The sequence below is a fragment of the Luteimonas salinilitoris genome, from assembly GCF_041300785.1.
GTDB classification, from domain to species: Bacteria; Pseudomonadota; Gammaproteobacteria; order Xanthomonadales; family Xanthomonadaceae; genus Luteimonas; species Luteimonas salinilitoris.
On sequence record NZ_JBFWIB010000020.1, the window covers coordinates 1 to 19,162 of the forward strand.

A 19,162-nucleotide genomic window follows, 5' to 3' on the forward strand; every position below is an offset into this window, starting at 1 on the left:
GGCCGCCATGCGGCGCCGCGCCGCTTGACCTTGCAGGCAGCAAGGCGCTGCGCGGCGCAACACCACCTGGCGGCCATTGGGAAGCAACGCGGCATGCTCCATAAGTGCTAACAGGCCCTAGGCGTCCGCCAGCCTCGCCGACAGCCAGTCGCCGAGATCGCGGATCTCCTCGGCGCAGACCGAATGCGGCATCGGATAGGCATGCCATTCGACGTCGAAGCCGCGCCGGCGCAGCAGCGCCGCGCTGTGCTCGCCGGCCGCACAAGGCACCACCGGGTCCTGGGTGCCGTGGGCCATGAACACCGGTTGCCGCGTCGCCGCATCCGGCGGCCCGGCCGCAGCCGCCTGCGCGCCGGGGAGATAGGTCGACAGGCCGATCAGCCCCGCCAGCGGCGCATGCCGGCGCAGCCCCGCGGCCAGGGTGATCGCGCCGCCCTGCGAGAAGCCGGCGAGGAAGATCCGCGACGCCGGGACGCCGCGCTCGACCTCGCGCGCGATCAGCGCCTCGACCTGCGTCACCGATTCGGCCACGCCCTGCTCGTCGGCGCGGTTGGCGAGGTCGGCGTCGCGGATGTCGTACCAGGCGCGCATGCGCATGCCGTTGTTGATCGTCACCGCGCGCACCGGCGCATGCGGGAACACGAAGCGCAGCGGCGGCCAGTCGCGCCGCACCAGTTCCGGCACGATCGGCACGAAATCGTGGCCGTCGGCGCCGAGGCCATGCAGCCAGAGCACGCTCCAGCGCGGATCGGGGGCGGTGTCGCGTTCGAGCGTTTCGAGCATGGCGGGCACGGAATCGGGAGCGATCCGCATTATGCACGGCGTGCGTTCCGCGCCGCCGCCAGCGGTCACGTCGCCGCCGTGCGCTCCTCCGGTTCGACCGCGGCAGGCGGCGCTGCACGCAGTGCGGCCGCGCGCTGCAGCAGCAGCGGCGGCGCCAGCTCCTCCGGCGTGCACAGCAGGCGCCAGCGTCGCAGCCGCTGTCCGATCGCGCGCGAGGAAGTGAGCATCACGATCGGAATCGACAGCCCGAGCCCCACGATCACCGGCGACATCCACGCCGCCAGGCCGGGCGAGACCGCGTACGCGACCCCCCCGGACACCACGCCCATCAGGGTGGCGCCGCCGTAGCTGCGCAGCAGTCCGGAGAGCGGCTGGCTGCCGTCGTCGCGGCGCTGCGGATCCCAGCCCGAATCCTTGCCCGCCAGGACTCCGGCCACGCCGCGCGACTGCACGTACATCGTCACCGGCGCCATCAGCGCGGCGAGCACGATCTCCAGCAGCACGCCGACCGCCGCCCGCACCGCGCCGCCGCAGCCTCGTCGCGTCTGCGGATCGGCCATGCTCGCCACGTAGCCCAGTAACTTCGGCGCCATCAGCATCGACATCGTCAGCGCGAACACCCACAGGAAGCGGTCCGCGTCCTGCGCCAGCCAATAGGCGGCCGCCGAATAGCCGTCGCCGTTGCCGTCGAATTCCTGCCGCAGCGGGATCGCGATGCCGACCAGCATCAGCATCGCCCACAGCGGCGCGGTCATGTAGTGGCCGATGCCGATCAGCAGATGCCAGCGGTTGACCCAGTGCAGCCCGCGCGCCGGCAGCACCGCGGCGTGCTGCAGATTGCCCTGGCACCAGCGGCGGTCGCGCACCAGCATGTCGGTCAGCGACGGCGGCCCTTCCTCGTAGCTGCCGGGCAGGCCCGGCACCATGTGCAGCGCCCAGCCGCCGCGGCGCAGCAGCGCCGCCTCGACGAAATCGTGGCTGAGCACGTGGCCGGCGAACGGGGCGAGGCCGCACAGCGGCGGCAACCGGGCATGAGCGGCGAATACCGCGGTGCGGATGATCGCGTTATGACCCCAGTAGTTGCTTTCGGCGCCGTGCCACCAGGCCACGCCGTAGGCCATCACCTGCCCGAACATGCGCCCGGCGAACTGCTGCGTGCGCGCGAACAGGGTGTTGCCGTTGACGATCAGCGGCAGGGTCTGGATCAGCGTGACGTCCGGGTGCCGCTCCATCGCGGCCGCCAGCCGCACCAGGGTGTCGCCGGTCATCAGGCTGTCGGCGTCCAGGATCACGAACTGCGGCCAGGCGCCGCCCCAGCGCCGCACCCATTCGGCGATGTTGCCGGCCTTGTGCTCGCGATTGTCCTCGCGCAGCCGGTACCAGATCCGTGCGCCGTCGCCCAGCCGTGCGCGCAACGCCGCGAACTCGCGCGTCTCGGCGGCCTGGACCTCCGGCCGCCGGCTGTCGCTGAGCACGAAGAAGTCGAACTTCTCCGCGTGCCCGGCCTGCGCCAGCGACTCGTGCATCGCCTGCAGCCCGGCCATCAGCCGCGCCGGGTCCTCGTGGTAGGTCGGCAGCAGCAATGCGGTGGACGATGCGGGCGCCGGCAGCGGCGCCTGCGGCGACAGTCCCAACCGCCCCGGCCGTCGTTGCAGCATCACCACGAATCCGGCCAGGGTGCCGACGAAGGTCTGCACGATCCAGGCGAACAGCGCCACGAAGATCACCAGCAGCAGCGCTTCGAGCAGGTCGATCCCGTCGGCGCGCAGCAGCCACCAGATCTGGTAGGTGGCGACGAAGGTCAGCAGCGCAGCGATGCCGATCACCGCGCCGCGGCGCCAGCGCATCGCCGGCGGTGCGCTCGGCAGGTGCCGCGAGGCGATGCGGCCGTCGCGCAGCGATTGCACCGGCATCGGCAGCGGCGATTCCGGCGGCAGCGACGCAGGCACCGGACTCATGCCGTCCATCGGTACAGCCAGGTCTCCGACAGCGGCCGCGACGGCTCGCCGAGGACCAGTCGCAGTTCGATCGCGGCGGCGTCGCCGGGCACCAGTTCGAAGCTGGAACGCCAGCCGCCGGTGCGCGGATTGCGGTAGGCCACCGCGTTGCGCAGCTCGCCGGCCGAAGCGCTGGCCTGCAGCGGCGGCTCGGCATCATCGGCCAGCCGCGCCAGCGACTCGCCCCGCCAGTCGATCACGAACAGGCGCGCGCCGTCGGCGGCCGCGCCGGCGCGGGTGGCGGCGACCGTCGCCAGCGCCGGTTTCCACTCGTGGCGGTCGCACCAGTGCAGGCGGTAGCGCCAGCGCGACTCGCGGCCGGCCGCCAGCGGCGCGCGCGGACGCCAGAAGGCGACGATGTTGTCGTGGTACTCGTCGGCGGTCGGGATCTCCACCAGGTGCGCCTCGCCCTCGCCCCAGTCGTCGAGCGGCTCGACCCACAGGCTCGGCCGGTTCTCGTAGGCGGCCTCGGCGTCGAGGAAATCGGCGGCCGCGCGCTTGCGCTGCATCAGCCCGAAGCCGCGCGGATCGCGTTCCTGGAAGCCGCTGTGCTGCAGCGTCGCCGGGTTGGCCAGCGGCCGCCACACCTGCTCGCCGGCGCCGGTCAGCAGCGCCAGGCCGTCGGAGTCGTGCACCGCCGGGCGCCAGTCGTCGATGCCGACGCGGTCGCCGGCGTCGAAGTGGAACATGCTGGTCAGCGGCGCGATGCCGGCGAGGGCGAGCGTACGGCGCGGGAACAGCCGCGCGTCGACGTCGAACACCGTCTCCGCACCCGGCACGATGCGGAAGCGGAACGCGCCGGCCACCGACGGGCTGTCGAGCAGCGCATGCACCACGATGTGATCGGCATCGGTGTCCGGCTGCTCGAGCCAGAACGCGCGGAAGACCGGGAATTCCTCCGGCTCCGGCTCGCCGGTGCCCAGCGCCAGCCCGCGCGCCGACAGCCCATAGCCGAGCCCGCGCGGCAGCGCGCGGAAGTAGCTGGCGCCGAGGAACGCGCACAGTTCGTCGAAGCGCCCGGGATCGTTGAGCGGCGCATGCAGGCGGAAACCGGCGAAGCCGATATCGCCCAGTTCCGGCACCGGCTGCGGCGCATAGTCGAACAGGTCGGTGGAGAACGCGAACGGCCGCGAACGGCGCCCTTGCACGACATGGATCGCCACCCGGTCCTTGAACAGGAACCCGCGGTGGAAGAACTGCGCCTGGAACGGCAGGCCTTGCTCGCGCCACAGCGCGCGGGCCGCCTTGTAGCGGAAATCGCGGTACTGGTCGTAGCCGATCGCATCGAGCGCGGCCGGCAGGTCCGCCGCCGGTTTCCGGTAGGGCGCGGCCGCCAGCCGGCGCGCCAGCGCGGGCACGGTGCCGTCGTCGAACGCCGTCGCCGCGCCAGGACCGGCCGCCGGTTGCGCGAACGCGCGCGCGGCCGGTCCGAACGCCAGCGGCCCCAAAAGCGCGGCGGACAGCAGTTGTCGTCGCTTCACGCGGAAGCCCTCGAAATACCCAACGGCGCATGATCGTGACTCCGCCGTGATTTTTCCGCTAAGCCGGGTGCGCCGGGCCGTCGTTCGCACCGACGTGGGCGCGCCGACGCGGGCGGGTAGCTGAATCGCCATTCAGCCAAGGCGATCCGCTCCAGCCCTGGACCGGATCGACGATCGCCCACCCCGGAACGGATCCGCCCGCGGCTGCCGACCCGGACCGACGGCGCCGCGGGCGAGTGATCGGCGACGGCGATGGGCCGCCGCCTCGATCCGCGCGCGCCGGACGCGCGCCAACCGTGGGCGGAAGCCCGGGGTGCGTGTCGGGAACGGCTCAGTCGACGCGCGCGAACACCAGGCTGGCATTGGTGCCGCCGAAGCCGAAGCTGTTCGACATCACCGTGTCGAGCCTGGCGTCGCGGCTCTCGCGCACGATCGGATAGCCCTCCACCTTCGGATCCGGGTGTTCGATGTTGGCCGAGCCTGCGATGAAGCCTCCCTGCATCATCAGCAGGCAATAGATCGCCTCGTGCACGCTGGCCGCGCCCAGCGAATGGCCGCTGAGCGCCTTGGTCGACGACAGCGGCGGCACCCGGTCGCCGAACACGTCGCGCACCGCCTGCAGCTCGATCACGTCGCCGACCGGCGTCGAGGTGCCGTGGGTGTTGAGGTAGTCGATGTCGCCGGTCGCGCGTCCCGCCGCGCCCTGCATCGCCATCCGCATGCAGCGCGCCGCGCCCTCGCCCGAGGGCGCCACCATGTCGACGCCGTCCGAGGTGACGCCGTAGCCGACCAGTTCGGCGATGATGCCGGCGCCGCGGGCCCGCGCGTGCTCGTAGTCCTCCAGCACCAGCATGCCGCCGCCGCCGGCGATGACGAAACCGTCGCGATCGGCGTCGTACGGGCGCGAGGCGGTGGCCGGCGTGTCGTTGTGCCGCGTCGACAGCGCGCCCATCGCGTCGAATTGCGCGGTCATCGCCCAGTGCAGCTCCTCGCCGCCGCCGGCCAGCACCACGTCCTGGATGCCGTGGCGGATCATGTCGGCGCCGGCGCCGATGCAGTGCGCCGAGGTGGCGCAGGCGGCCGAGATCGAATAGCTCACGCCACGGATGCCGAACGCGGTGGACAGCGTGGCCGAGACCGTCGAACCCATCGAGCGCGGCACCATGTACGGGCCGATCTTGCGCACGCCGCGGTTGCGCAGCAGGTCGGCGGTCTCGATCTGCCACTGCGGCGAGCCGCCGCCGGAACCGGCGATCAGGCCGGTGCGCGGGTCGTGCAGGGTCGCGTCGTCGAGTCCGGCGTCGGCGATCGCGTCGCGCATCGCCACGTAGGCGTAGGCGGCGGCGTCGCCCATGAAGCGCTTCAGCTTGCGGTCGATCTGCGCCGTCAGGTCGATCTGCGGAACGCCGGCGACCTGGCTGCGCAGGCCGAACTCGGCGTATTCGGGCACGGCGCGGATGCCGGAGCGGCCCAGGCGCAACGATTCGGCGACCTCGGCCGCCTCGTTGCCCAGGCACGACACCACGCCCAGTCCGGTCACTACGACACGCCTCGTTTCAACACGCTTCGTTTCAAACGGACGCATCTCAAAAGCCCTCCGTCGAACGGAACAGCGCCACGCGCAGGTCCGCGGCGGTGTAGATCTCGCGCCCGTCCACCAGCGTGCGGCCGTCGCCGATGACAAGCGCCAGCTTGCCGCGCATCACCCGGCGGATGTCGACCTCGTAGCCGACCACCTTGGCACCGGGCAGCACCTGCCCGGTGAATTTTACCTGGCCCACGCTCAGCGCCCGGCCGCGGCCGGTCTCGCCCAGCCACGGCAGATAGAACCCGCACAGCTGCCACATCGCGTCCAGTCCGAGGCAGCCGGGCATCACCGGATCGCCATGGAAATGGCAGTCGAAGAACCACAGGTCCGGCCTGATATCGAGCTCGGCGCGGATGACGCCCTTGCCGTAGCGGCCGCCCTCGGCGGAGATCTCGGTGATGCGGTCGAACATCAGCATCGGCGGCAGCGGCAGGCGCGCGTTCTCGGCGCCGAACATCTCGCCGCGGGCGCAGGCCAGCAGCTGTTCGCGGTCGAACGAGGAGGGTCGATTCATGTCGTCTCGCAGGCAGGGAATCGCACACTTTGCCAGCACCGGGCGAAAACTGCCTTGATGGGCATCAAGCGCGCGCCATGATCGGCTTCAGTACGGTGGCGTATAGCCGCGCTTTCGCGAGCTCCGCGCGTGACGATCGCCGGCGACCGTGCCGGTTTCACCGCCGGCGCCGCGATGCGCATCGGGCGCGTCCTCGGGGGCGGCTGGCCTTTCAGGCCACGCTGTACGTCGCCGAACGCAGTACGCGAAAGGCCCGCTTCGGCGGACCTTTCGTTTGCGGTCGCGGGGTTCGAGGTCGGGCCATCCCGCTCAGGATGCGTCTTCAGTGCGACGCGTTTCCGCCGTCGTCGAGGCAACCGGTATTGGCCGTTTCGAATCCCCAGCTGGTGCTGTTGCGGAGCGCGCCATTGTTGCCGTTGCAACGATAGCCAGTCGAACCCGTCACGGCCGCGGGCAGGCTGACCCGGTTGTCGTCCACGAAGATCTTCGTTCCGTTGGATGTGTAGATCCCGCGGGCAAGGCCGGTCCCCTCGGGCACCAGGTTGCGGACAACGTTCTGGCCGACGGTGGCACCGGTACCTCCGGTCAGCCGGATACCGTACACGGTCGTGTTGCTGCCACTGGTTCCGATCACGCCGTCGACGAAGTTGTTGCGGATATCGGCGTTGCCGCTGCCGAAAATGCCGTGCGAGGTGGGGTTCCCGGTGCCGCCGCCGGTGTCGGTAACCGCATTGTTCCGAATCAGGCTGCCGTCGCCACTGACGTCGATACCGGTTGCGGTGTTGTTGTTGATGGCGTTGTCTTCGATCAGATGCCCACTGCCGGTGGCGACGATGCCGATACGGAAGCCCCGGATATTGCAGTTGCGAATCGTCAGGTTCTGCCTGTCGCTGGCGATGATTCCCGTTGTCTGCGTCCCGGGGCCGGCGGCAAGGCCGCCCAGCTTGTAGCCGTTGCAGTCGATCGTGACGTTGTTGGTGGTCACCGCAATCGCGGCGCCGGCCGATTGAGCGGTCGAGAGATGCTGTTTCAGGCAGTAGACGCCTTGTGTGGAAATGGAGGCCGGCACGGATTGGATGAAGGTCGTGCAGGTGTCATTGGTCTCGGCCTGCGCAACCAACGGGCTCACTGCGACGGCGAGAAGAAGGGCGATGCGAAGGTGTCGGGTCATGGGTGTGTCCTGAAGGTGCGTAGGAGATCGCCCCATCGCCAGACGCGACAGCGAGTGGACAAGCCGGTCTAACGCGCTTTCCGGGAAGGCCCGGCCAACCGGTTGCCCTTCGAAGGACCGGCGCAGCGACTGCCCGGCTTTGCGGAGTCTGTCTTTCTGAACTTCTCGGTATCGTTTTGTAGTGCAGCGCGCATGAGGATCGCGCGCCCGTCCAGGCGCCGGCCTCGCTCACGCCCAGCAGCACGCGGAACACGCCGAAGGACAGGATCGCGTGGGCGACTACTGTGCAGGGCGATCGAGATCGACCACACCGCGACCGACAGCGCAAAGCCAAGGCGCACGCCGATGATGTCGAACAGGCGTCCGGCTTGCGCTGCTCTTCACGACGTGTCGACGCGCCAATGGCAGCATACGAGCAAGAGGCGCCGGAACGCCTTGCTCATGGCATCGCATGGATTCATGAATAACGCATAGCCGCTTGCGTACTCCGGCCCTAATTCCCGGGCAGGACCCGGGGCAGCATCGGTACGGCGATATTCCGACATGAGCGCTCGCGCGCCGGCGTGCGGTTCGTCCGGCACCCGGACACCGCCAGCGTGCTGCGATAGCAAGCGGGCCTGTGCCTGCCAGCCAAGAGGAGCCGGACACGTGGACATCGGGCACCTGACCATCACGCGACGCGAACTGTTGAAGGCAGGCGCGGCAACGGCCCTGGCGGCGCCCCTGGCGGCGACCGCGCAAGGAACGGGCACGGACGCGGCCTCCTCGCCGCCGGCGATGTCGAAGGTATCGTTCGAGGTGAACGGCAAGGTCGAAACCCTCGAACTCGATACGCGCACCACGCTGCTGGACGCATTGCGCGAACACCTGCATCTCACCGGCACCAAGAAGGGCTGCGACCACGGCCAGTGCGGCGCCTGCACCGCGATCGTCGATGGCCGCAGGATCAATCCCTGCCTGACCCTCGCGGTGATGCACGAGGGCGCACGCATCACCACCATCGAAGGACTGGGCACGCCCAACGCCCTGCACCCGATGCAGGCGGCGTTCGTCGAACACGACGGCTTCCAGTGCGGATACTGCACCCCGGGGCAGATCTGCTCGGCGGTGGCTGTGCTGGATGAGATCGAGGCCGGGATCCCCAGCCATGTCAGCGCCGACCTGGAGGCACGGCCCGAAGCGACCGTCGAGGAGCTGCGCGAGCGCATGAGCGGCAACATCTGCCGCTGCGGCGCGTACTCCAACATCATCGATGCGATCTCGGACGTGGCGGGGATCGAGGCATGAAGGCTTTCACGTACGAACGGGCGAAGACGCCCGCGGAGGCCGCCGCGGCCGCCGCACGGACGAAGGGCGCGAAGTTCATCGCCGGCGGCACCAACCTGCTCGACCTGATGAAGCTCGAGATCGAAACGCCCGCGCACCTGGTCGATGTCAACGCGCTCGGGCTCGACAGGATCGAAGCCACGGACGAGGGCGGGCTTCGCATCGGCGCGCTCGTGCGCAATACCGATCTCGCCTCCGAGCCCCGGGTGCGCCGGGACTACGCCGTGCTGTCCCGCGCCCTGCTCGCCGGCGCCTCCGGGCAGTTGCGCAATCGCGCCACCACGGCGGGCAATCTTCTCCAGCGCACCCGCTGCCCCTATTTCTACGACACCAACCAATCGTGCAACAAGCGCCAGCCCGGGAGCGGCTGCGCGGCCTTGGACGGGTTCAGCCGCCATCACGCCATCGTGGGAACGAGCGACGCGTGCATCGCCACCCACCCCAGCGACATGGCGGTGGCCATGCGCGCGCTGGACGCGTCGGTGGAGACGGTCCAGGCCGACGGCACCGTGCGCACCATCCCCCTGCCCGACCTGTATCGCCCGCCAGGCAAGGCGCCGCACGTCGAGACCACGCTGTCCCCGGGCGAACTGGTCACGGCCGTCACCCTGCCCAGGCCGATCGGCGGCAAGCACATCTACCGCAAGGTGCGCGATCGCGCTTCCTACGCCTTCGCGCTGGTCTCGGTGGCCGCCGTCGTGCAGCGCGACGGGACCGGCCGCGTGGCGCTGGGCGGCGTCGCGCACAAGCCGTGGCGGCTCGAAGCGGCCGAGGCCGGACTTCCTCGCGGCGCCAAGGCCGTGGCCACGGACCTGCTCGAGGGCGCCCGCACCACGCACCACAACGCATTCAAGGTACCGCTGGTGGAGCGCACCCTCGCCGCGGTGCTGGTCGATGCGGGAGCCAAGGCATGAAATTCGACCGCCCCGCCACCAGCAACCCCATCGACCGGGGCAAGGTCGTCGGCAAGCCGACCGACCGCATCGACGGCCCGCTGAAGACCACGGGCACCGCACCGTATGCGTACGAACGCCACGACGTCGTGCCGAACCAGGCCTATGGCTATGTCGTCGGCGCGGGCATCGCCAAGGGCCGCATCGCGTTCCTCGACGACGGCGCCGCACGCAAGGCCTCCGGCGTGCTGGCCGTGGTGAGTGCGAAGAACGCAGGCAAGCTCGGGAAAGGCAGATTCAACACCGCCAGGCTCCTCGGCGGGCCCGAGATCGAGCATTACCACCAGGCGATCGCCCTCGTCGTCGCCGAGACCTTCGAACAGGCGCGCGCCGCGGCGCAGATGATCCGCGTCGACTACGCGCGCGACAAGGGCGCCTACGACCTGGCGCGCGAGAAGGACGCGGCGGGCGTTCCGAAGCCGGAAGACGAACCCGACAGTGCCGTCGGCGACTTCGCCGGCGCCTTCGAATCGGCGCCGGTCAAGCTCGACGCCACCTACACCACGCCCGACCAGTCGCACGCGATGATGGAGCCGCACGCGTCGATCGCCGCGTGGGACGGCGACGAGCTCACGCTCTGGACCTCCAACCAGATGATCGACTGGGGCAGGAGCGACATGGCGACGACGCTGGGCATCCCGAAGGAGAAGATCCGCCTGGTGTCGCCGTACATCGGCGGCGGTTTCGGCGGGAAGCTCTTCCTGCGCGCGGACGTGGTGCTGGCGGCGCTGGGGGCCAGGGCCGCCCGCCGCCCGGTGAAGGTCGCGCTGCAACGGCCGTTGATGATCAACAACACCACGCATCGGCCTGCGACGATCCAGCGCATCCGCATCGGCGCGACCCAGGACGGCAGGATCACCGCGATCGGCCACGAGAGCTGGTCGGGCGACCTGCCGGGCGGCGGCCCGGAAGTGGCGGTACAGCAGACGCGCTTGTTGTACGCCGGCGAGCACCGCATGACGAGGATGCGCCTGGCCGTGCTCGACCTGCCTGAAGGCAACGCGATGCGCGCGCCCGGCGAAGCCCCGGGCCTGATGGCGCTGGAGATCGCAATCGACGAGATGGCGGACAAGCTCGGCATGGACCCGGTGGAATTCCGGATCCGCAACGATACGCAGGTCGACCCCGAAAATCCCGAGCGGCCTTTCTCCCAGCGACGCTTCGTGGAGTGCCTGCGCACCGGCGCCGAGCGGTTCGGCTGGCAGCGGCGCGCGACTACCCCCGGCAAGACCCGCGACGGGCGCTGGCTGGTCGGCATGGGCGTGGCTTCCGCGTTCCGCAACAACCTGCTCAGGAAGTCGGCCGCGCGCGTGCGCCTGGACGGCCGCGGCATCGTGACGGTCGAGACCGACATGACCGACATCGGCACCGGCACCTACACCATCATCGGCCAGACCGCGGCGGAGATGATGGGCGTGCCGCTGGACCGCGTGGTGGTGCGCCTGGGCGATTCGGCATTCCCGGTGTCGGCCGGCTCGGGCGGCCAGTGGGGCGCGAACAATTCGACCTCCGGCGTCTATGCCGCGTGCGTGAAGCTGCGCGAGGCGGTCGCGAACAGGCTCGGGTTCGACCCGGAGCAGGCGGAATTCGTCGACGGCGAAATCCGCTCCGGAGGCCGCCGGGCGACGCTGGCCGAAGCCGCCGGCGAGACCGGCCTGGTCGCCGAGGACGCCATCGAATACGGCGACCTGGACAAGCAGTTCCAGCAGTCGACGTTCGGCGCGCATTTCGTCGAGGTGGGCGTCGACGCGGCAACGGCCGAGGTCCGCATCCGGCGCATGCTGGCGGTATGCGCCGCGGGACGCATCCTCAATCCGAAAGCGGCGCGGAGCCAGGTGATCGGCGCGATGACCATGGGCGCCGGCGCGGCATTGATGGAGGAGCTCGCCGTCGACAGGCGCCTGGGGTACTTCGTCAATCACGACCTCGCGGGCTACGAGGTGCCGGTGCACGCGGACATCCCGCACCAGGACGTCATTTTCCTCGACGAAACCGACCCGATCTCCTCGCCCATGAAGGCGAAGGGCGTGGGCGAACTGGGCATCTGCGGCGTCGGCGCCGCGGTCGCGAACGCGATCCACAACGCCACCGGCATCCGCGTTCGCGAGTATCCGATCACGCTGGACAAGCTGCTGGCCGGACTGCCGGCGCCGGCTTGACGTCGCGGGACACTCCCTCTCCTGCTTGCAGGGCGAGGCCATCGCCCTTTTTGGATCTTGCGGCAGGGGCAGCGGCATGTCGCCGCCGGGAAGTCGCGATGATCAGCCGGTCGTCGCGACTTCCGTCGCTCCCACAAGAATCGCCGACCTGTTTCCGCTCGCGCTTGCGTCAAGACCGTTCTAGCGCCCGATCATGGCGGCCATCTGTGGCGGATAGCGCTCGCGCCCGGTTCCTGCGTACTGGCCGGTCAGCGAGCGACCTCGACGAATACCGGGTTGGAATAGAACCACAGGTCCTGCCACGGGTCCTCGCCGGGCATGTCCGCCAGGGGCGTTTTCTCGTCGGTGCTGGTGCCGCGCACGCGCACGAATCCACCGTGCTCCGGTGCCGGCAACTCCCAGGACAGGGACAGCCATTGGCCCTCGCGTCGCCAGTCGTCGGCGCCAAAATGCTTGGTTTGCATCCGCGGCTCGCCATCGTCGCCGGCCGTCCCAACGATCACTTCGACATGGTCCAGCGTCGGCTGCTGGTCATTGAAGTTGGGCCGCGATGGCTGGCGGACCCTGAGCTCGACGACCATGGCCTGCCCGGCCGGCAGCGCGAGCGTGCCGCCCATCTCGGCAGCGCCGCCCGATGCATCGGCAGCACGCACACGCAACTCCAGCGCATCGACCAGGTCGCCCGTCACCGCAAAAAGTCTGCCGTGGCGCAGGCCGTCCAGGATGTCGTCGGCCTCCTTGCGCGCCCACACGTAGGTCTTGCTGTATTCGCCGGGATCGAACTCGGCGCCGCCATCGCGCTGGTGCAGATGCGAATCGGAGGTGGCGGTGATCCAGAATCGCCTGCCTTCCGCCAGCAGGGTGTCCCAGACGCCGCCGACCTGCGCGGTCATCTGGTCGAAGCCACCGAAGGTGGGCGCGGCGGCGTGGGTATAGCCGCCGCGGTGGCGCGCGTTGGCCTGGTGCCCCGGCGCGCCCTCCATGCCCACCAGCACCTGCGGCGCGGCATCCTGCCAGGCACGCAATTCGTCCGGCTCCACCTTGCCCCATGCGCCTATCCCCGTGGCGGTGCGCGCAGGATGGTTGACGAACATCAGCGGCTGCGAAGGCAGGTTCTGCATGAAGTGCAGCGCATCGAGCATCAGCCCGCTGCTGTCGCGGGTGGTCGGGTCCAGCGGTTCCCGGCGGTTGTAGTCGCGTTCGATCCGTTCCAGCTGGGTGTGCTCTTCCGGGCCCGGCGCGATGATCAGCGTCGCGTGCTCGCCGGCCGGCACGTCGAACTCCATGCCGTGGAACTGGATCAGCGACGGCACGTCCCGCCTGGCCTGCTGCAGCGCAGGCCAGGCGAAATCGCGGGTCACCGCCGAATGGCCGGGGCCGCCGTGGTCGGTATGCACCATCCACGCCAGGCCATGCGCCAGCGCCTGCCGCGCGTTGCGGCTGCGGCTGTAGGGCGAGTCGCCGCCGCGTATCGGCTCGGGCGGCGAACTCGATTCGTCCCACTTGACGCTCCACTCGCTGTGCACGTGGTGGTCGCCCGCCAGCCACCGACGGCCGCTGTCGCTGTCGTCGGTCGCGTGCGCGCCGCCCGCCAGCGCAAGCAGCACCAGGGTCGCCGGCAGGCGCATCAGAACTTCGCCCGCAGGCCCACCGAGTAGGTGCGGCCGTAGTCGGTATAGCCGGTGAACAGGTTTTCGCCGACGTACATCCGCTGCACCTCGCCGGTGAGATTGATCGCGTTGGCGTAGACCGCCAGCACGTCGTTGATCTGCCAGGAGAGATTGCCGTCCAGCGTGCCGTAGGCCTTGCTGTTGTTGGTGGCCACGTCCGCGGTGCCGACGGAATTGACGATGTCGTCGCGCCAGCTGTAGCTCAGCCGTGCCGAGAGCGGGCCTTTCTCGTAGAAGCCGACGATGTTGTAGCTGTTCTTTGCCACGCCCTCGAGCGCATCCTTGAAGCGCGCCTCCTCGTCGACGTAGTTCGCCTCGCTGTCGGTCCAGGTGTAGTTGACCTGCATGCCGAGCCCGTCGAACGGTGCCGGCAGGCCGCTGAACACCTGCTGCCAGGCGAGCTCCACGCCCCGCACGTAGGCGGCACCGCCGTTGACCTTCGACGACAGCAGGTAGGTCTGCCCGCCGAACTGCAGGTCCGTCATCTGGGTCTGGATGAAGCGGCTGATGTCCTTGTAGAACAAGCCGGCCACGAACGCCGACGACGGCGCGGTGTACCACTCGAAGGTCAGGTCGTACTGCAGCGCCTCGAACGGCTCCAGGTTCGGGTTGCCGCCGGTGGCGGTGAGGATCTCGCCGCTGGAGTTGAAGGTCAGCTTCGAGGACAGGTCGGCCAGGTCCGGACGCGTCATCACCTTGGCCACCGCGCCGCGCAGCAGCATGTTGCCGGTCAGGTCGTAGGCGACATTGAGCGAGGGCAGGATGTCGTTGTAGCTGCGCCGGAAGTCGACCGGCGTGGCGGCGCCGTCGACGCTGGCATGGCCGTTGGTGCGCTGGCGGGTGCGGACCGCGCGCACGCCCACGTTGCCGCGCAGTTCGCGACCGCCAAGGTCGCGGCGGAACTCGCCCATCAGGTAAGCGGACGCGATGTCCTCGGCGACCTCGTAGGAGTTCTGCAGGTCGCCGGCGGTGGGGCTGTCGGCCAGGTCGCCGGCGGTCGGCCAATTGCCCCAGAACGGCGCCTCGATCGGAGCCAGCCATTCGGTCGGCACGTTGCCGGAGGCGCCGCCGAGGAAATCGCCGACGGGCAGTGCGGTGAAACGGCTGCCGTCGAAGGTGATGCCCGAGATGTCGTTGTTGATCAGGTCCATGCGATCGTAGGTGCGCTCGCGCTCGCGGTACTTCACGCCGGCCTTCAGGCTGGAGAAGAAGGCGCCGTCGAGCATGCGGTCCGCGTCGAACTGCAGCGCGCGCTCGGTATCGAGCGCGTCGATCTCGCGCCATTCCAGGCGCCGCCCGGGGGTGGCGGCGGGATCCGTGGGGTCGTAGCCGCCGGTGAACACCCAGGCCGGGATGTTGTCGCCCGAGGCCTGCGGAAAGTCGGCCGACATGTCGACGACGTGATCGGTCCGCAGGCGGGTGCGGCGGATCGGGTCGTCGTCCCAGCTGTGTGCGCGCGACACGAATGCCGTGCCCGACAGCTGCCACAGGTCGTTCTGCCAGGTGGTGTTGAAGCGCACGCTGCGGTTGTCGTCGGTGATGCCCGATGTCTCGCGCGACAGCTGCACCTGGCCGTTGCGATGATCGAAGCCGGTCACCGCCCCGTTGTCGACGACCAGGTTGTGCATGCTTTCGACATTGAATCCGCTGCCGATCGCCAGTTCGTCGTAGTCCACCTCCTGGCGTGAGTAGAACAGGTCCAGGTTCAGCTCGAGCGCGTCGCTGGGCTTCCATTGCAACGAGCTCGCCACGCCGATGCGCTTGCGATTCTCCAGCTCGAGGGTGGGACGGATGCCGGCCGGCACGTACACCGCGCCGGTGTCCTCGACGCCGTCGCCGTCGCTGTCGATGCCGTCGGCGTGGTAGTCCCACGAGGTCTCGTTGACGCGGTCCTGGCGCAGGCTGCGCTCGGCGTAGGCAGCCGAGACCAGCAGGCCGAAGCTGCCGTCCCGGTTGACCCAGTTGTACAGGCCGGAGAGCCGCGGATCATTCTCGCCGGCCAGCTGGGGGCGGCTCAACTCGGCCGACAGGTGGGTCTCCGATGCGCCCAGCTGCAGTGGACGGAAGGTCTTGACGTTGACCACGCCGCCGATCGCGCCTTCGTCCATCGCCGCGGTCGGGCTCTTGATCACCTCCAGCCCTGATACCAATTCCGACGGCAGGGTGTCGTAGCGGAACTGGCGCCCGGTCTGTCCGGAGTTGCGCACGTTCTCGTTGACCGCCATGGTCTGGCCGTTGAGCGTGGTGAGCTGGAAGCCGGGGCCGAGGCCGCGCACGCGCACGTAGACGCCTTCGCCGCGGTCGCGTTCGATGGTGACCCCGGGCAGGCGCTGCAACGCCTCGGCCACGTTCTGCGCCGGCAGCTTGCCGATGTCCTCGGCCTCGATCGAATCGATTACGCTCGGCGCGTAGCGCTTGTCGTCGAGCGCCCGTTGCAGGCTGGACGCATAGCTGCCCAGCACCTGCACCGTCTCGAGCTCGGTGGTGACCTCGTCGGCGGAGGTCGTGGTGGTCGCATCCTGCGCGTGCGCGGCGGTGGCCGACAGCGCCGTGCTCACCGCGAGCATGAGCAGGGCATGGGAAGGACGTCGCGCCCGAGGCACGGCAGGATCTTTCATGGCGTTGGGTCCGTAGGGGGAGAAAACCGGAGGGGGCGGAACGAAGCCGCCCCGGACGACAGCCCGCTATGAAAAACGAAACTTGTGAAACCGTGATGACACCGGGAGTCATCGACGGCCCGCGTGCGAGTGCATCGGTTCCGCTCACGGCAGCGCGAGCAGGATCTCCCTCTGCTGCCACAGCATGCTCACGTCGCTCAGCGCCATGAAGCCGATCACGATCGTGCGGAAATGCACCTCGCCCATGCCGCGCAGCCGCCGCCGGGCGAACCAGTTGGACACCAGCGCTCCCAGCGGCGAGGAGCAGATCGTCGGGCACCGCTACTCTCGCGTCAGGTCAAGCGCATACGATTCCGCTCGAGCGCCGGCCCGCCGTTTTCGTCACGAATCCGAACCGGTATCGCCGGCTTGGCCGGTCGGTGAACGCCATCCGGAGGCTATCGACGGATGGAGACCTTCCGTTTCAATGCTCCGGCACCCAGACGAAGCTTTCGCCCTCGCTGCGAACATGGCCAAGGCCCGGGAACGGAAAGTGAACGGCATAGATGCGCAGACCCTGGTCGGCGGCGCGTTGCAACAGGGCACGACGGCTGGCCTGCGCGGTGGGAGCATCTTCGTCGTAGGCGATGGTCCACCCGGGACGTTGGACCGAAATCACGTGATGGTGCGCCGAGTCGCCGATGTAGAGCAGGCGCTGGTCGCCCGAGGCGATCTCGTATGCGCTGTGGCCTGGCGTATGGCCATCGACCGCGACCGCCGTGACCAGACCGGGCAGGATGACGGCGCCGGGCTCAAAGGCCATGACTTTCGGCGCGACTGCGGAGACCAGGCTGGCGGACGTGCCATCGGCCTCGAGGGCTTCCCATTCGGGCGCCGAGACGTGGATGGTGGCATTGGGGAAGGCGAGCGCGCCATCGGGCAGCAGCAGACCGCCGACGTGGTCGGGATGGCGATGCGAAATGAAAATATCGGTGACCTGGGATGGCTCGACACCGGCGGCGCGCAGCGAAGCCGGCAGACGGCCGGCCCGGGCGAACGAGGCGTCGGCCGCACCGGTATCGAACAGCAGGACCCGTGACCCGCTCCGGACCAGCAGCGGCTGGATGCCGAGGTGGAGGGTGTCGGTCGGCTGGCCGGCGGCGGCGAGCACTGCGGACACGTCACCGGTCGGCCGGCCCACACCGAAGGTCTTGCCATCGTTGTCGGCATCGATATCGCCATCCTTCAGGGCCACTGCGTCCAGGGCGCCGATATTGAAGCGGAAGATGTCCGGACTCTGGGAAGCATCCTGGCTCTCGGCAGGCGAAGCACTCGGTGACGCAGTTTCCTGGGTCCGCTGGCCTTCCGAACAAGCTGGAAGGAGCATCACGGGAATCAGAGCAACGAGGAGAATGAAGGCGTTGGTTCGGGTCACGGGGAGACAGCCTCGACAGGGATTCATCGCAACTGTAGCGCGGCAGCACTCCACGGGCGATGAAAGCACTTCTTCGCGGACTCGCGGGTGGTCACCCGGGCCCGCGACTGCGGATGAAGCGTGGCAACGAAGCTGCCGGCCGTGAGCTTGAGATGATCGCCGCGCTGCTTGGCCCATGAGCTGGATAGCGGTCGATGCCCGCCGTTCGCGCGGCGGAAGTGGCTGCTGGCCGATGCCCTCTGGTGCGCGATCAACAGGCTACTGCTGATCCAGATAGCGGATTTGCGTGGCGCCGCCGCTTTGCAAGATGAGGCCGGTGCGGATCTCCGGCAGCAGCACGGCGACCGGGTGCGACCTGTTCGCCTTGTAGCGCCAGGCCTCCCCGCCCTGCAGGTCGACCAGCTCGATCCTGCCGCGCGTGGACTCGTTGCCGGCCAGCACCAGCCATGGCTCGCCCGGCGTGTACGAGGCCCAGTGCACGGTCTGCAGGCTGAGCGGGAACGTGCGCTCGCGCCGCCAGTCCTGCGTGTTCCACTGCACGATCTCGGCCTGATGCCCGGCGATGTTCGCCGGGTAGTCGTGGCGCTGCGCCTCGGGCAGCCAGTTCACGGTCACCAGCCGCCGACCCTCGTCCCGCAGCAGCACGGCCAGGACATCGGTGCCGGCTTCCAGGCGGTAGGTGGAAGTCTCGGCGACAACGTCCAGGCGCGGCACCTCGCCCGTAACGTCCAGCTTCAGCAGCCGCAGTTCGCCGCTGCCGGTGCCCACGGCGACCAGGCCCGAAGCCTTGTCCGAGGTCAGCGCCGTGACTCCACCCCGCACCTTCAGCGCCGCGCCCACCACCGCGCGTTTCGCATGGTCGTAGACGCGCAGTTCGTCGTAGCTGGCGATCAGGTAGAACCCCGGTACCGGGCTGGCCGCCAACGGTCCCCCAATCCACTCCCCTGGCAGGGCCAGCAGCAGCTCGCCGCTGCGCGCGTCCCACACCTTGGGCATGCCGTTCGGATCGAGACCCATCACGGTGGAACCGACCGAACTGGTCAGCACGATACTGTCGTCTGCGCCGAAGGCGATGTGCTCGATGCGCACCGTGTGCGCCGTGCGCGTGAGGCGCGAATCGCTCCTGCGTGCATCCCACAGTTCCAGCCGGCCGCTCTCCCGGCCGACGGCGAGGATCTTCAGCTGCGGGTCGTACGCCACCGCGGTCGCACCGTCGTCCACGCGGCGGTTGAGGTCGACGAAGTTCCGGGTGAACTCAGGGTCGATCCGCGCGCTCCGGAATTCCAACCACCACCACGACAGCGCCAGCAGCGCGCACAGCGCCAGCAGTACCGTCGTCCAGATTCCCCACGATCGTGCGCGCATGTCCGTCCCCCCGGCGGCGATTGGCGCCTGTTCTAACACGGAATCCCAAGAACAGGTCCGGTCCCGATCCATCGACCCCCCATGCGACGCTGAGCGACCGAGCCGACGGGGTGTGATCAACAA

Annotated in this window: 14 protein-coding genes and 1 pseudogene; 3 read left to right on the forward strand and 12 right to left on the reverse strand. The window is 69.3% G+C overall.

The genetic code is table 11. From position 1 onward, the window contains the following. Positions 1 to 117: 117 nt before the first annotated feature. The 7 genes and pseudogenes from AB5T46_RS18670 to AB5T46_RS20495 all read right to left on the reverse strand — a co-directional run. Entirely contained in the window at positions 118 to 783 is a 666-nt protein-coding gene (locus tag AB5T46_RS18670) for an alpha/beta hydrolase (protein ID WP_370565600.1), read from the reverse strand. Between the two features lie 65 nt (positions 784 to 848). Next, complete coding sequence (mdoH, locus tag AB5T46_RS18675; protein WP_370565601.1) at positions 849 to 2,750, reverse strand: glucans biosynthesis glucosyltransferase MdoH; 1,902 nt, start codon at positions 2,748 to 2,750, stop codon at positions 849 to 851. Beyond that, on the reverse strand, positions 2,738 to 4,261 hold the full coding sequence (locus AB5T46_RS18680; protein ID WP_370565602.1) for an OpgD/OpgG family glucan biosynthesis protein: 1,524 nt from the start codon (positions 4,259 to 4,261) through the stop codon (positions 2,738 to 2,740). The genes mdoH and AB5T46_RS18680 overlap by 13 nt, the downstream gene beginning before the upstream one ends. Positions 4,262 to 4,592: 331 nt before the next feature. Further along, positions 4,593 to 5,846, reverse strand: coding sequence for a beta-ketoacyl-ACP synthase I (fabB, locus tag AB5T46_RS18685; RefSeq protein WP_370565603.1), 1,254 nt, complete (start codon positions 5,844 to 5,846; stop codon positions 4,593 to 4,595). A gap of 1 nt (position 5,847) precedes the next feature. Then, entirely contained in the window at positions 5,848 to 6,363 is a 516-nt protein-coding gene (fabA, locus tag AB5T46_RS18690; protein ID WP_370565605.1) for a 3-hydroxyacyl-[acyl-carrier-protein] dehydratase FabA, read from the reverse strand. A gap of 322 nt (positions 6,364 to 6,685) precedes the next feature. Then, complete coding sequence (locus AB5T46_RS18695) at positions 6,686 to 7,534, reverse strand: right-handed parallel beta-helix repeat-containing protein (protein WP_370565606.1); 849 nt, start codon at positions 7,532 to 7,534, stop codon at positions 6,686 to 6,688. Positions 7,535 to 7,736: 202 nt separating this feature from the next. Continuing rightward, positions 7,737 to 7,899: pseudogene (locus AB5T46_RS20495) on the reverse strand (MFS transporter); the annotation flags it as partial. A gap of 289 nt (positions 7,900 to 8,188) precedes the next feature. Here AB5T46_RS20495 and paoA point away from each other — a divergent pair. Genes paoA through paoC form a run of 3 tightly spaced genes read left to right on the forward strand, consistent with a single transcriptional unit; the run spans position 8,189 to position 11,972 of the window. Beyond that, positions 8,189 to 8,821, forward strand: coding sequence for an aldehyde dehydrogenase iron-sulfur subunit PaoA (paoA, locus tag AB5T46_RS18700; RefSeq protein ID WP_370565631.1), 633 nt, complete (start codon positions 8,189 to 8,191; stop codon positions 8,819 to 8,821). Then, the gene (locus tag AB5T46_RS18705) at positions 8,818 to 9,774 is read left to right on the forward strand and encodes an FAD binding domain-containing protein (protein ID WP_370565607.1); all 957 of its coding nucleotides are present in this window, start codon (positions 8,818 to 8,820) and stop codon (positions 9,772 to 9,774) included. The genes paoA and AB5T46_RS18705 overlap by 4 nt, the downstream gene beginning before the upstream one ends. Continuing rightward, positions 9,771 to 11,972 carry an aldehyde oxidoreductase molybdenum-binding subunit PaoC gene (gene paoC / locus AB5T46_RS18710; protein ID WP_370565608.1) on the forward strand — a complete coding sequence of 734 codons (2,202 nt, stop codon included), beginning with the start codon at positions 9,771 to 9,773 and terminating at the stop codon, positions 11,970 to 11,972. The genes AB5T46_RS18705 and paoC overlap by 4 nt, the downstream gene beginning before the upstream one ends. A 248-nt stretch (positions 11,973 to 12,220) precedes the next feature. Here paoC and AB5T46_RS18715 read toward each other — a convergent pair whose 3' ends face one another. The 5 genes from AB5T46_RS18715 to AB5T46_RS18735 form a co-directional block, all read right to left on the reverse strand. Continuing rightward, on the reverse strand, positions 12,221 to 13,600 hold the full coding sequence (locus AB5T46_RS18715) for a CehA/McbA family metallohydrolase domain-containing protein (RefSeq protein WP_370565609.1): 1,380 nt from the start codon (positions 13,598 to 13,600) through the stop codon (positions 12,221 to 12,223). Next, positions 13,600 to 16,209 (reverse strand): TonB-dependent receptor, encoded by a 2,610-nt coding sequence (locus AB5T46_RS18720; protein ID WP_370565633.1) that lies wholly within the window; start codon positions 16,207 to 16,209, stop codon positions 13,600 to 13,602. The genes AB5T46_RS18715 and AB5T46_RS18720 overlap by 1 nt, the downstream gene beginning before the upstream one ends. 195 nt (positions 16,210 to 16,404) lie before the next feature. Next, the gene (locus tag AB5T46_RS18725) at positions 16,405 to 16,542 is read right to left on the reverse strand and encodes a hypothetical protein (protein ID WP_370565611.1); all 138 of its coding nucleotides are present in this window, start codon (positions 16,540 to 16,542) and stop codon (positions 16,405 to 16,407) included. 181 nt (positions 16,543 to 16,723) lie between these two features. Next, complete coding sequence (locus tag AB5T46_RS18730) at positions 16,724 to 17,674, reverse strand: MBL fold metallo-hydrolase (RefSeq protein ID WP_370565612.1); 951 nt, start codon at positions 17,672 to 17,674, stop codon at positions 16,724 to 16,726. Positions 17,675 to 17,932: 258 nt separating this feature from the next. Then, positions 17,933 to 19,039, reverse strand: coding sequence for a WD40 repeat domain-containing protein (locus tag AB5T46_RS18735; RefSeq protein ID WP_370565613.1), 1,107 nt, complete (start codon positions 19,037 to 19,039; stop codon positions 17,933 to 17,935). Between the last annotated feature and the right edge of the window lie 123 nt (positions 19,040 to 19,162).